Annotated in this window: 12 protein-coding genes; 5 read left to right on the forward strand and 7 right to left on the reverse strand. The window is 45.7% G+C overall.

Translation table 11 applies throughout. From position 1 onward, the window contains the following. Nucleotides 1-17: 17 nt before the first annotated feature. Entirely contained in the window at nucleotides 18-1,160 is a 1,143-nt protein-coding gene (gene recA, locus ADH27_RS03185) for a recombinase RecA (RefSeq protein WP_006595398.1), read from the reverse strand. A gap of 47 nt (nucleotides 1,161-1,207) precedes the next feature. Further along, nucleotides 1,208-2,476, reverse strand: coding sequence for a competence/damage-inducible protein A (locus ADH27_RS03190; RefSeq protein ID WP_048715632.1), 1,269 nt, complete (start codon nucleotides 2,474-2,476; stop codon nucleotides 1,208-1,210). A gap of 357 nt (nucleotides 2,477-2,833) precedes the next feature. Here ADH27_RS03190 and ADH27_RS03195 point away from each other — a divergent pair, with 357 nt between their 5' ends. Beyond that, nucleotides 2,834-3,871, forward strand: a complete 1,038-nt coding sequence (locus ADH27_RS03195; RefSeq protein ID WP_048715634.1) for a S66 family peptidase — start codon at nucleotides 2,834-2,836, stop codon at nucleotides 3,869-3,871. A 56-nt stretch (nucleotides 3,872-3,927) separates the two neighbouring features. Here ADH27_RS03195 and ADH27_RS03200 read toward each other — a convergent pair whose 3' ends face one another. From ADH27_RS03200 to mutL, 3 genes are read right to left on the reverse strand one after another with little or no spacing between them, the layout of a single operon-like run. Further along, the gene (locus tag ADH27_RS03200; RefSeq protein ID WP_048715636.1) at nucleotides 3,928-4,491 is read right to left on the reverse strand and encodes a DNA-3-methyladenine glycosylase I; all 564 of its coding nucleotides are present in this window, start codon (nucleotides 4,489-4,491) and stop codon (nucleotides 3,928-3,930) included. A 9-nt stretch (nucleotides 4,492-4,500) separates the two neighbouring features. Continuing rightward, nucleotides 4,501-5,094, reverse strand: a complete 594-nt coding sequence (gene ruvA / locus ADH27_RS03205; RefSeq protein ID WP_048715638.1) for a Holliday junction branch migration protein RuvA — start codon at nucleotides 5,092-5,094, stop codon at nucleotides 4,501-4,503. 20 nt (nucleotides 5,095-5,114) lie between these two features. After that, nucleotides 5,115-7,064, reverse strand: coding sequence for a DNA mismatch repair endonuclease MutL (gene mutL / locus ADH27_RS03210; RefSeq protein WP_048715640.1), 1,950 nt, complete (start codon nucleotides 7,062-7,064; stop codon nucleotides 5,115-5,117). Between the two features lie 252 nt (nucleotides 7,065-7,316). Here mutL and ADH27_RS03215 point away from each other — a divergent pair, with 252 nt between their 5' ends. Continuing rightward, nucleotides 7,317-7,757, forward strand: a complete 441-nt coding sequence (locus ADH27_RS03215; protein WP_040802875.1) for a LytTR family DNA-binding domain-containing protein — start codon at nucleotides 7,317-7,319, stop codon at nucleotides 7,755-7,757. After that, nucleotides 7,751-8,209: a DUF3021 domain-containing protein gene (locus ADH27_RS03220; RefSeq protein ID WP_048715642.1), complete on the forward strand. Its 459-nt coding sequence runs from the start codon at nucleotides 7,751-7,753 to the stop codon at nucleotides 8,207-8,209. The genes ADH27_RS03215 and ADH27_RS03220 overlap by 7 nt, the downstream gene beginning before the upstream one ends. 232 nt (nucleotides 8,210-8,441) lie before the next feature. Here the strand turns inward: ADH27_RS03220 and mutS are convergent, their stop codons facing one another. Together mutS and argR are read right to left on the reverse strand one after the other, a co-directional pair. Next, a complete protein-coding gene (mutS, locus tag ADH27_RS03225; protein ID WP_048715644.1) occupies nucleotides 8,442-10,985 on the reverse strand; it encodes a DNA mismatch repair protein MutS in 2,544 nt (847 codons plus the stop codon). A 106-nt stretch (nucleotides 10,986-11,091) separates the two neighbouring features. Further along, complete coding sequence (gene argR / locus ADH27_RS03230) at nucleotides 11,092-11,535, reverse strand: arginine repressor (protein ID WP_048691892.1); 444 nt, start codon at nucleotides 11,533-11,535, stop codon at nucleotides 11,092-11,094. A 102-nt stretch (nucleotides 11,536-11,637) separates the two neighbouring features. On the opposite strand from argR, the gene argS reads away from it, so the two are divergent. After that, nucleotides 11,638-13,326, forward strand: a complete 1,689-nt coding sequence (gene argS / locus ADH27_RS03235; protein WP_048715646.1) for an arginine--tRNA ligase — start codon at nucleotides 11,638-11,640, stop codon at nucleotides 13,324-13,326. Nucleotides 13,327-13,492: 166 nt separating this feature from the next. After that, on the forward strand, nucleotides 13,493-13,738 hold the full coding sequence (locus ADH27_RS03240; RefSeq protein ID WP_048715648.1) for a hypothetical protein: 246 nt from the start codon (nucleotides 13,493-13,495) through the stop codon (nucleotides 13,736-13,738). Nucleotides 13,739-13,853: the final 115 nt, after the last annotated feature.

Below are 13,853 nucleotides of genomic sequence, written 5' to 3' on the forward strand. Positions count from 1 at the left end.
ACCTATTTTGAAAAAAATTACTCTTCAATCTCAATGGCATCATCAAGATCTAGTGTTACTTCTTCAACAAGTGGGCTTTCAGCTACTTCATCTTGTGCAACTACAGCAGTGTCATCATCAATCAAACCGAAGCGCACGCGCACTTGGTGGTCAATCTCATCAAAAATTTCTGGATGGTCTGCCAAGTACTTCTTAGCATTTTCAGAACCTTGGCCAATCTTCTCACCGTTATAAGAATACCAAGCACCAGCTTTTTGGATCAAATCAAGATCTGTCGCAATTTTTAGCAATTCACCTGTACGTGAAATTCCTTCCCCGTACATGATTTCAACCATGGCTTCTTTGAACGGTGGGGCTACCTTGTTCTTCACAACCTTGATCTTGGTTTCCTTACCAACATTGGTATCTTTTTGGTCCCCCGTACCCTTGATTTGAGTATTTCCACGAACATCTAGACGAACCGAAGCATAGAATTTAAGGGCACGACCACCAGGTGTGGTTTCTGGATTCCCAAACATGACCCCAACTTTTTCACGCAATTGGTTGATAAAGATAGCAATGGTCTTGGTCTTGTTGATCGAAGCTCCGAGCTTACGCATAGCCTGGCTCATCATCCGAGCTTGCAAACCAACGTGGCTATCACCGATATCACCATCGATTTCTGCGCGTGGGACCAAGGCAGCAACAGAGTCGATAACGACCAAGTCAACGGCACCAGAGTCAATCAATTTACCAGCAATTTCAAGTCCTTGTTCTCCTGAGTCTGGTTGAGACAAGAGGAGTTCATCAATATTAACCCCAAGAGCTGCAGCATAAGATGGGTCCAAAGCGTGCTCGGCATCGATGAAGGCAGCAATGCCTCCTTCTTTCTGTGCTTGCGCTACTGCATGGAGGGCAACGGTTGTTTTACCTGATGATTCTGGACCATAGATTTCGATGATCCGACCTTTTGGATAACCACCAGCACCCAAGGCAATATCAAGAGCCAAGGAACCTGAGCTCATGACTTGAACTTTTTGCTCTGCGCGTTCGCCCAGACGCATGATGGATCCTTTACCAAAGTCTTTTTCAATCAACTTTAGGGCATCATTGAGCGCTTTTTCACGCTCATCTCCAAATTTCTTAGAGATATCATCTAATTTTTTCTGTTTTTTCGCCATTCTTTTCTCCTATATTCAAAGCGTAATGCTATACAAGCTTCTTATCATTATAGCAAATTTTCATCTAATAATACAGTCCGGCGTACCAGATTAAAGGCATGGAGGACTGCAACTTTACGAACATCCATACGACTCCGGCCAGCGATATTGACCTTGATCGATTGGACTCCTTTAGGACCTGCAATTCCAATAAAAACGGTCCCTGCTGGGTGGCCTTCTAGACTGTCTGGGCCAGCAACACCTGTCAGACTGACTCCATAGTCAGCCCCTGTTAAGAGACGAGCTTGCGCTGCCATCCGCTCAGCTGTATGGGCAGAGACCACTCCATGTTCTTTCAACTCAGCTAGGGGGATTTGGAGCATTTTGCTCTTTTCCTCTATGCTGTAAGTGACGAAACCTCCTGGTAGGACTGCTGAGGCTCCTGAGAAATTAGCCAGAGTCGACTGGAACATCCCGGCCGTCAAGCTCTCTGCTGCGGTTAGGGCCAAGCCTCTCTCGCGCAAGAGTTCAAAAGCAACCTTGGCTAGGGAATTGTCATCTCCATAGCCATAGAAGAGCTGGCTCAAGGCTTGACCATCCAAAGTCTCATGACGGAGGATCACTTGCTCCAACTGATCCAATTTCTGATCTGCTTGCTCTTGTGACGCAGCCTTGGTCGACAAGCGCAAGGTCACTTCCCCGGTCTTGGCGTAAGGAGCCACTGTCGGGTCCGTCTGGCCATCAATCACATCGGCTAGGACTGTTACTAGCTGGCTTTCCCCAATCCCAAAGAAGCGCAAAACACGTGAGTAGAGCTTCTCGCCTGTGGCTAGCAAGGGCACTAACTCATCAGTAACCATGGGTTTCAATTCACTAGGGGGACCAGGCAAGACAACATAGCTAACGCCCTCTACTTCAATCAGCCCTCCCACTGCCAAACCGGTCAGATTTTGGAGCGGTGTTGAGCCTGTCACTATTTGCGCTTGTCTCAGATTGTTGGGAGTTCGGACATGGTCTGGCCGACTGGCAAAGAAGCGGTCCAACTTGGCCATTGCTTCTGGATCAAATGTCAAGTCTCTATCCAAGAACTGGGCTAGGGTCTGCTTGGTCAGATCGTCTTCGGTCGGTCCGAGGCCTCCCGTGAGGATGACGAGATCACTTCGATCACGCGCAATCGCAAGAACAGACAAGAGACGATCGGCATTATCCCCAACTGCAGTTTGGAAATAAACGTCGATTCCTAGACCGGCCAACTTTTCTGATAAGAATTGCGCATTGGTATTGACAATCTGTCCTGTGAGAATTTCGGTTCCCACTGCAATGATCTCTGCTTTCATAACGCCTCCACTTATACTATTCGTAATTTTTCTTCATTGTAACACAATTTCCTAAATTATTTTAAAAACAGATTGAAGAAAAAGTTCATTTTAGGTAACTTTCTTCAATCTTTTTCTTTTAGAGTATTATAAAGTAAAAAACTCTTATAAATTCCGTTACATCAATATTCCTAAGAGATTTAACTACGTGGTAACCAACTTCTAGAAGGGCTTGCCTATATTCTGAAGTAAGCACATCGAGCGGTTATTTTTATATTGCTTTATTGACATAAAATCGTATCTCTAACGCTAGTCCTTATATTTTTCTATCACTTTTTATGATACAATAGCATCAATTTATTTTTAGGAGGATAATATATGACTTCTACTATTGGTATTGTAAGTTTATCTAGTGGGACTATGGGTGAAGACTTTGTCAAGCACGAAGTGGACTTGGGTATTCAACGTCTCAAGGACCTCGGACTCAACCCTATCTTTTTACCTCATTCGCTAAAAGGCTTAGATTTTATCAAAGAACATCCTGAAGCTCGTGCAGAGGATTTGATTCAGGCCTTTTCTGATGATAGCATCGACATGATCCTATGCGCCATTGGTGGAAACGATACCTATCGCTTGCTACCTTATCTTTTTGAAAATGACCAACTACAAAAGGTTATCAAACCAAAGATTTTTCTCGGTTTCTCGGATACGACCATGAACCATCTCATGTTGCATAAACTAGGAATCAAGACTTTTTACGGCCAATCATTTCTAGCAGACATTTGTGAGTTAGACAAAGAAATGTTGCCATATAGCCTCCACTACTTCAAAGAATTGATTGAGACGGGAAGAATCTCAGAAATTCGCCCTAGTAACGTTTGGTATGAGGAACGGACTGATTTTAGTCCCAAAGCCTTGGGAACACCTCGTGTCAGCCATGCAAATACAGGTTTTGACTTATTGCAAGGCAATGCTCAGTTCGAGGGAGAAATCCTCGGTGGTTGTCTTGAGTCTCTCTATGATATTTTTGACAACTCTCTACACGCAGATAGCACGGACCTCTGCCAAAAATACAAACTTTTCCCCGACTTGTCAGACTGGGAAGGAAAGATCCTCTTGCTAGAAACAAGCCAAGAAAAGCCTGAACCTGACGACTTCAAAAAGATGTTGCGGACTTTGAAGGACACGGGTATATTCGAGGTCATCAGTGGACTATTAGTCGGAAAACCTATGGATGAAACTTTCTATGACGACTATAAAGAAGCACTTTTGGATATCATCGATAGCAATATCCCAATTGTCTATAATCTGAATGTTGGTCATGCAACTCCAAGAGCCATTGTCCCCTTCGGAGTCCACGCCCATGTAGATGCAACGGAGCAAGTCATTCGCTTTGACTATAACAAAGAAAGCTGAGATAGAACTCTCAGCTTTTTTTCTATATTCTCAAATACTTTCGCTATCTGTACTCACTACTTACCGCTTTTCCATTCACAATCATTCTCATGGTCATCAACCAGACCTGCAGCCTGTAGAAAGGATAAAACTGCGACTGGTCCGGTGAACTTAAAACCACGTTTTTTGAGGTCCTTGGATAATGTCTCAGATAAGGCTGTTTTAGCTGGTGCTTGACTGTAATCTGAAACATCATTGACGATGGTTTTCTCATCGACAAAAGACCAAAGATAGGCATCAAACGACCCGAATTCCTCCTGAACTTGTAGAAAGGTCTGAGCATTAGCTCGTGTCGCAAAGATCTTGGCTCGATTGCGGATAATTGCTGGATTATTCATCAAAGCTTCCAGCTCTTCATCCGTCATCTCCGCGACCGCTTGAATTTGGTAGCCATGAAAAGATTCTCGGAAAGCCTGCCGTTTATTGAGGACCGTTTCCCAAGATAGACCGGCCTGATAGGTTTCCATACAGAGTAACTCAAAAAGTGCCTGATCATCGTGGAGGGGCTGTCCCCACTCCTCATCATGATAGGCCACATAGAGAGGATTGGTCATTTTAACCCATCCACAACGTTTTGGCATCTTCTTCTCCTATTTGACCAACATCTTCAGGGCAGACTTGATGTAGTTTTCAGCCGTATCAGAAGTTCCTTCAAAGAATTTCTTGATTTTCTTGAGTTCCGTTGCCTTGTAGCCCAAAGCCAACATGGCTTCCATAGCTTCTTCAAGAGCTTGGTTTTCTTCTGAAACTTTGGCATTGGACTGAGCCGGTGCATCTTCTAGGTCAAGATTAATCTTACCTTCTAGGTCCAAGACCATCTGTTGGGCTGTTTTCTTGCCGATCTTCGGAAACTTGGTCAAGTAGGTGATGTTCTTGCTTTCAATAGCTTGGACAAGGCCTGCATTGTCATCCGCAGCGATAATAGCTAGAGCTGAGACAGGTCCAATCCCGGAGACTGAGATCAAGTTCAAAAAGAGCTGTTTCTCTTCTTCGGTCGCAAAGCCATAGAGAAGGTGAGCATCTTCACGGACCACTTGGTGCAGATAGACGTGCACCTCTTGATTCATTTTGCCAGAGTAGGCATAGGGATTGGCCACATGCAAGAGATAGCCGATCCCAGCTGTTTCTACCACGATGTATTTGGCAGTGATTTTCGTTAAAATTCCTTTAATGTATTCGTACATAATCTTCCTTTATTCTTTGTTTAATACTTGCCCAATTCCCGTAAACTGGTGTGATTTTCCTGAATGCGTCGGAACATCTTTTCCATATCCGACTTGGTAAAGTTAACCAAGACCGGACGGCCATGAGGGCAGTTATAAGGGTTGTCACATTGGGACAGTTGGTAGATGAGATCGCGTGCGGAGTAATCGTCTAGCGTGTGATTGGCCTTGATGGAGCGTTTGCAGGACATCATGATGGCCAACTCAGCCCTGTATTTCTTGATGGACACTTCCTTGGTCAAAAGGAGCATGTCACACATCTCATAGATGCCCGACTCAATCTCTTCTTCCTTCATCCAGATCGGGTGCTCCCGCAAGATCAACTGGTTGGCTCCGTATTCTTCTAAGTAGACTCCCACTTCCTCTAGGAGGTGCTTGCGCTGTTGCAGGCGGATCAGATCGTCTGCAGGGAACTCAAAGATATAAGGCACCAGCAGTTGTTGCTGACTGCCGTCTACGTCCCCGATGCTCTCCCGGTATTCTTCGTATTTGACCCGCTCTTGGGCCGCGTGCTGGTCAATGATGTAGAGGCCCCCATTTCCTTGGGCAAAGAGATAGGTTCCATGCATCTGACCGAAATATTCCAACTCTGGGAAGGTCGAATGTTCTTCCCCTTCCAACTTGTCATAAGCCTTGTCTAGACTAGCTAGATCCAACTCTGGGTGGTCAAGTTGATCATACTGAGGCGCCTTTCGCTCCGCGAATTTGATGGCTGGTGATTTAGCCTCCTGATTTCCCTCTTCTGGGGCAAAGAGAACCGTTTGCTCTGGGGTCAATTCACCACTTGGTTGGGATTCTGCAACCTCTGGACGGACAAAGAAGTCTCCCTTGTCTCGGTCGTAATAGAGGCTATTTTCTTTTAGGGGGAGACTGGTCTGGACTGGTTTTTCTGTTCGACGAAGCGTCGACTTGGCTAGATTTTCCAAAGCATCTGGAATCAGATCCTGCTCTTTCAAAGCGGAGACAATGGCCTGGGAGATCAAGGCCATTAGTTCTCGTTCTTTAGAAATACGCACCTCTTGCTTGGTCGGGTGGACATTGACATCGGCTAGATAGGGGTCAATCTGGATATTAATCACTGCTATCGGGAAGCGTCCGACCATAAGTTTACTGCCGTAGCCGTCCAAGATGGCCCGATTGAGCAAGAAATTCTTGATGTAACGACCGTTGATAAAGAGACTAATGTAATTGCGATTGGCCCGGGTCAATTCTGGCAAAGAGACGAAGCCCGACACTTCAAAGTCCAAATCACCTGTCTCGATGGCAACCATTTTCTTAGCGGTAGCGAGCCCGTAGACTCCTGCGATGGCTTGACGGAGATTCCCCGTTCCTGCCGTCCGTGTCATTTCATGGCCGTCATTGATCAAGGTAAAGGCAATCTCTGGATGGGCCAGACTCAGGCGGTTGAGAATGTCGACGATATGGGACAACTCTGCCTGCTGGCTCTTCATATATTTGAGGCGGGCTGGTGTATTGAAAAAGAGGTCCTCAACTGTGATTTTAGTCCCCACAGGGCTAGTCGCCGGCTCAAGAGAAGTGATTTCGCCCCCTTTAGCCTCTAGCTTGGTCCCATGACTAGCTCCTTCCTGAGCTGTCAGGATGGTCATGACACTGACAGAGGCAATAGACGGCAAGGCCTCGCCACGGAAGCCTAGTGTCCGAATGCGAAAGAGGTCGGCTTGACTCTTGATCTTACTAGTGGCATGGCGACGAAGGGCTAATTCCACTTCCTCATGGGCAATCCCTTGTCCATTATCCGTGATTTGAATGCTCTTTAAGCCAGCTTCTTCGATCTCTACGACAATCTGACTAGCTCCCGCATCGATGGAGTTTTCAACCAGTTCCTTGACCACACTAGCAGGGCGCTCGATGACCTCACCGGCAGCGATTTGATTGGCTAGAATTTCTGGTAATTCGATAATCTGTGACATAGCTTCCCCTCTTATGTTTTATACGCGCATAGGTAGAACTATTATACCATATCTACAAGGAAGGCCTCCCTTTATAAAACCTTGTGCTCCAGCTCCATTAAAGATACCGTCTTCTACCAGATAAACAGACAAACTGACCGAATATGCGAAAAGCCTTGTCTTGATGCCTGAAAAAGTGTTTAATAGACTTGTAAGCAAGAAGTCCTGCTAGCGGATCGCTTACCTGACGTCAATATGTTAGAAGGGATTTGTATGAAAGTAACAGTTACCATTGACCCCCATTTTCAAGAAGAAGGCGTAGCCATCACAGGGCCACAACCTAGCGAACGCATCCAGAAAGTCCAACAATTCATTGAGGAATTGGACCAGAAGGAACGCTTGCGAGCGAAAAAGGAGGGGGAAACCTATCTTGTAGAGACTCACTTGTTTCATCGGTTCTATATTGAAAACCGTCAAGTCGTTGGGGAAACAAAGGATGATCACTTCATCCTCACCGGCCCCCTCTACCAACTCTCTCAAGACTTGCCCATCTATTTTTTAAAAATTTCCCAATCTGAAATTATCAATACCAAAGAAATCGATCACCTGCATTTTACCAGCAGCGGATCGGTCCAAATCAATCTGAAAAACGGGACCATCACCTATTCGTCTCGTCGCTATTTAAAAGCTATTAAGGAGAAATTATCATGTTAAAGACTCATCTATCGAATGCCTCTAAAGGCATCTTCATCGGCCTTACCCTCTCTATCGTCTTTTCTTTCCTAAACTCACCTTCCACTTACATGCCTCTCAGTCCAAGTTCAGGCGTTGGACAATGGATGCAAGCCCACGACGTGCATGGATCCCTTGTCATGCTCTATTGTATCCTTATATGGGCTGGCATCGGCTTGCTCTTCAGCTTAGGAAAAAACCTGTTCAACAAAGACTGGAGCCTCCTCCGTGCGACCCTCAGCCACTACCTTTTGATGCTCTTTGGTTTTCTACCTTTGGCAACCTTGGGAGGCTGGTTCCCAATCCAAATCAGCTTCTACATCTCCGTCATTATAGAGTTTAGCCTTGTGTACTTGGTTATCTGGGCGGTTTCTTATCACATTTACAAGAAAAAAGTAGAAGAGATCAACCAACAGTTGCAAGGAAAAGCCTGAGGAATTCAAAAAAATGACTTTTATTTTTTAGTCATTCAAGAAGATGAAAAACTTTCCGCTGTGAGAAAAGTGCCTGAAACAACTGTGTTTCAGGCACTCGGAATCATTGAGACCTTAGGCTCAATGATTAGTCATGGAACTTCGTAGAAATTCGCTGACGTCCGTACTCACCTAAGGAAAGTTTTTAAAATTACTTTGTCTTCAATCTGAAACAGTTCGAATGAACTGTTTTTTAAATTCTCTTTTTCATCTCGGCAACTGCCATCATGACTTCCATCGGGGTCATGTTGTAGATATCGAGAGTTTTTAATTCTTCTAGTACTGGATGGGTGGCATCTGCTGCAAACAGAGATATCTGTTCTCCGACCTGTGGAGAGGATTCTTGTGTTGGAGTCGCCATCGGCACTTCGTGACTTTGGCCTTCTAATTGACTCAAGATAGTATCTGCCCGCTTCAAGAGATCGCTTGGCAGCCCGGCAATCTTTGCCACATGGATCCCATAGGATTTATCCGCTGGTCCCTCTTCAATCCGGTGCAAGAAGGTCACTTGGCCATCCTTCTCCAAGGTTGCGACGTGGACATTGCGCAAGCGAGATAGGGTCTGCTCCAGGTCGGTCAACTCATGGTAGTGGGTGGCAAAGAGCGTCTTGGCACCTGTCCGGTCATGGATGTATTCGATGATGGCTTGAGCCAGAGCCATCCCATCATAGGTCGCCGTCCCCCGTCCCAACTCATCAAACAAGATGAGAGAAGCCGGAGTCGCTTGGCGAATGGCATTGTTGGCCTCCATCATCTCAACCATAAAGGTCGATTGGCCGGATACCAAGTCATCTGCAGCCCCAATTCGGGTATAAATGGCATCAAAGAGAGGGAGGGTCGCTGCCTGTGCCGGTACAAAAGAACCAAGCTGAGCCATAATGACAATGATGGCCAACTGGCGCATATAGGTGGACTTCCCGCTCATATTAGGCCCCGTAATCAACTGGATATCACAGGTCTCATCCATAGAAATGCTGTTGGGGATGTAGCTTTGAGCTCCCATCACCTTCTCAACAACTGGATGACGACCCTTCTCAATCCGGATATCACGCGCCTCTTGGAAAACTGGCCGAGTCAGTTGTTGCCTTTCAGCCACACAGGCCAACCCTTGCAAGACGTCCACCGTTGCTAGGGCTTGGGCTAGGGACTGCAAGCGCTGAATGTACTTGCCGACTTCCTCTCTGATCCGTAGGAAAATCGCATACTCTAGGCTAGTCGACTGTTCCCGAGCTTCTAGCATCTCCCCTTCAATCCGAGCCAGTTCCTCTGTCCCAAAGCGCTCAGAATTTTTCAAGGTCGCCTTGCGGAAGAAATGGGCTGGTACACGGGATAATTGGGAATTGGTCACATGGAAATAATAGCCATCTTTTTTGTTGTAGTCAATTTTAAGTCCGGTGATGCCACTGGCCTCCCGTTCTTTAGCTTCGATCTCTGCAATCCAGCCGGTCCCTTCCCGGAGGACAACACGGTACTGATCCAGAGTTGGGTCAAAGCCGGTACGGATGATATTGCCTTCTGTCAGAACGATAGGAGCATCCGGATCAATCGCTGCCTCGATGAGACGGCAAAGCTCTGGCAGCTCATCTAACTGGGCGATGAGGAGATCCAGCACCGGCTCGCCCATCTCGACCAAAAGCGATTTGATCAAGGGAACATGGCGCAGGGTTTCTCCCAACTGCAAGAGGTCCTTGGGAGTGGTCTTTCCAAAAGAGACCCGACTGGCCAATCGCTCGATGTCATACACTCCCTTGAGACGATCTGCTAAATCGCTTCGCTCAAAGAAGTGATCCAAGAAGACCTGGATAATCTCTTGGCGCTCTTCAATCCGATGGCGGTCCATCAAAGGCTTCTGGATCCAAGTCCGCAAGAGACGGCCTCCCATGGCTGTCTTGCTTTCATCTAGGAGCCAGTAGAGGCTGCCATGTTTTTTGCCAGTCCGAGCATTTTCTGTCAAGTCCAAACTCGCCTTGGTCGCATAATCCATCTGCAAGAAATCACGGACTTCATAGTGATGGGCAGGCTTGATATGGTGGAGTTCCCGCTTCTGGGTTTCCTGGACGTATTGGAGCAGGCCTCCAGCTGCTATTCTCTCCAAATGAGTCAGGTTAGCCCCTAAAAGTTGGACATCCTCCGCCACTTCTGAGATAGGGGAGAGCAAGAGGTTCATTTGGCCAAGAAGGACTCTTTCTTCACCTTCTGACAAGGAGTAGGTCAGGACAATCTCCCGCGCCCGTAGGTTGCGGATCTCCCCACAGACCATGGCAAAATCATTCAGACTGGTGACCTGAAACTCCCCGGTCACTAGGTCCATATAGGCAAGGCCATAGTCCGTCTCATCATGAGACAAGGCTACCAGGAAGTTGTTGGCGCTGTCTGGCTTGGTCGAATCGACAACGGTCCCCGGAGTAATGACTTGGACCACTTCCCGTTTGACCACACCGACGGCTTGCTTGGGATCTTCCATCTGCTCTGCAATAGCCACCTTATAGCCCTTTTCGATCAAGACATCGATGTACTGCTGGGCCGAATGATAGGGAACTCCAGCCATGGGAATCGGATTTTCTGCATTTTTATTCCGAGAGGTCAAAGAAATCTCTAAAATCTGTGCTGCATTGACGGCATCTTCATAAAAGAGCTCGTAAAAATCCCCCATCCGAAAGAGCAAAAAAGCATCCGGATAGTCTTTTTTGATATCTAGGTATTGCTGCATGCCAGGTGATAGTTTTTCTGCTGCCATATCGCTCCTTTTCTATATCATTGCATTCATTCTGAGTGCTTACTCCAACTCTAAACTGACATAAAAGGAGGGCCGATCCCTTTCTGGACTGGTCCCTCGCCCTTGACTAGTGACTAGAATGTTGGAGAATAGTCTGCTGGACTGTTTGTGCTACTTCTTGGTCCTTGCAAACAATTAAGAGGGTATTGGCCCCTGCGACGGTGCCAAGGATTTGATCATCCAAAATCTCATCGACTGCGTTGGCTAAAATAGCCGCCTCTCCCAGCTCCGTCCGAACAACCAGTGTGAACTCCGCTCTCGAGACCACTTGTGCATATTGAGCAATCAGTCTAAAAATATCTGTTCGATCTGGTTCGTCTGCTAATTTATAATAGAGGCCACCCTTTTCTTTTACCTTGATCAGACCGATTTCTCGTAGGTCCCTGGATAAGGTGGTCTGGGTCACTCCCGCCCCTCTTTGATCTAGGCGGTCTTGAATGTCTTTTTGCGTCGATAACTTCTCATGTTGAATAATTTCTCGAATCAAAAGCTGACGTTCATCTTTTTTCATTTTTGCTCCACTTTTGAATAATTATACTTTGATTATACCAAAAAGTTTGAAGAAAGGCCGATTTTTGTGATAGAATAGTAACAAAAGACCAAAGGAGCTACTATGAATCATAAAGAACTTATTGCAAGTGAATTGGCAAAAGTCATTGAAGGCTTAGACCAAGAAACTATCTTAAATTTACTAGAGCAACCAAAATCTTCAGACCTCGGAGATATCGCCTTTCCTGCCTTTTCTTTGGCTAAAATCGAACGCAAAGCTCCTCAAGCGATTGCTGCTGATATTGCGGAAAAAATCGATGCCTCTCACTTTGAAAAAGTCGTTGCTACTGGTCCTTACGTAAACTTCTTCTTAGATAAATCACAAATCTCTGACCAAGTCATCAAATCTGTTATCGAAGCAGGTGCAGACTACGGTCAGCAAGACGAGGGACATGGAGGAAATATTACCATCGACCTTTCTAGTCCAAATATTGCAAAACCTTTCTCAGTTGGTCATTTGCGCTCAACCGTTATCGGAGATGCTCTTTCAAATATCTTCCGCAAAATGGGCTACAACACCATTAAAATCAACCACTTGGGAGACTGGGGTAAACAATTTGGTCTCTTGATGGTCGCTTATAAAAAATGGGGTAGCAAGGAAGCCGTTGAAGCCAATCCAATCGATGAATTGTTGAAACTCTATGTCCGCATCAATGCCGAAATCGAAAATGATCCTGCTTTGGACGAGGAAGGACGTCTCTGGTTCAAGAAATTGGAAGATGGAGATCCAGAAGCAACTGAATTGTGGCAATGGTTCCGTGACGAGAGCTTGGTAGAATTCAACCGTATCTACAAACTCCTCGGTGTTGAATTTGACAGCTTAAACGGAGAAGCTTTCTACAATGATAAGATGGATGAAGCTGTCCAAATCCTTGAAGAAAAAGGCTTATTGAAAGAGTCTAAGGGAGCTAGCATCGTTGAGTTGGATGATGTCAACCTTCCACCAGCTATGATTAAGAAATCAGACGGTGCCACTCTTTATATCACTCGTGATATCGCAACCGCTATCTACCGTGCACGGACTTACAACTTTGTGAAAAACATCTACGCTGTAGGTCAAGAACAATCTAACCACTTCCGTCAGTTGAAAGCTGTTTTGAAGAAAATGGGATTTGACTGGAGCGACGATATGATCCACGTTGACTTTGGTTTGGTGACAAAGAACCGCCAAAAATTGTCAACTCGTAAAGGAAATATCATCCTGCTCGAACCAACCCTTCAAGAAGCCATCTCTCGTGCCAAAGCTCAGATCGAAGAAAAGAACCCTGAATTGGAAAACAAGGAAGAAGTGGCACATGCAGTCGGTGTTGGTGCCGTTAAGTTCTACGACTTGAAGACAGACCGTCGCAACGGGTATGACTTTGACCTTGAAGCCATGGTATCCTTCGAAGGAGAAACTGGACCATACGTCCAATACGCATACGCACGTATCCAATCCATCCTTCGCAAAGCCAACTTCACACCATCTGCAGATGCAACTTACAGCTTGAACGACCCTGAAAGCTGGGAAATCATCAAACTTCTCCAAGACTTTGCTCGTGTCGTGAAACGTGCTGCTGAAAACTATGATCCATCCTTGATTGCTAAATATGCGATTAACTTGGCTCAAGCCTTCAACAAGTACTATGCTCACACTCGTATCTTGGATGAAAGCCCCGAACGCGATAGCCGCCTTGCTCTTAGCTACTCAACAGCAGTTGTCTTGAAAGAAGCGCTTCGCTTACTTGGTGTCGATGCACCTGAGAAAATGTAATATCTTCCTTACTTTTTGATAGGAAACCATCACTTTTAGGGGTGAGAGGAATCGCTAAATAAACCTTATTTAGTTCCATCTCACTCCTTTTCTCATGCTAAACACACCTATATTTTTAGCGATTATCGCTTCCCTTCATCCATTATCTTATCCTTCGGAGAACCCTATGAATCAAACTGTTTATATTCTTATTTTAGTTAGTCTGCTCGTTCTCTTTTTAATCAATAAATACGAGAGAGAAAAACTGCAAAAGATTTTACAAGAGCAACTCTTAAAAGATGAAGCCTTCAAGGCAAGCATCAAGGAACAAATCCAAACGACGGAAAACATCAACGATGTCATCCACGCCATCAATAAGGACTATCGCCTCGGCCTCTTGCTCTCGAAAGAAATCACAGATCAATTAAAATAAGCCCTAAAAGAGGAGTCATACAAAATATGACCCCTCTCTCTTCAACCGCAACAAATAAGAGAGTGGGACAGAAATCGGTAATTCGTTAGAATTCGATTTCGTCGTCCCACCTCCG

The sequence above is a fragment of the Streptococcus sp. 343_SSPC genome (genome assembly GCF_001072385.1).
Lineage (GTDB): Bacteria > Bacillota > Bacilli > Lactobacillales > Streptococcaceae > Streptococcus.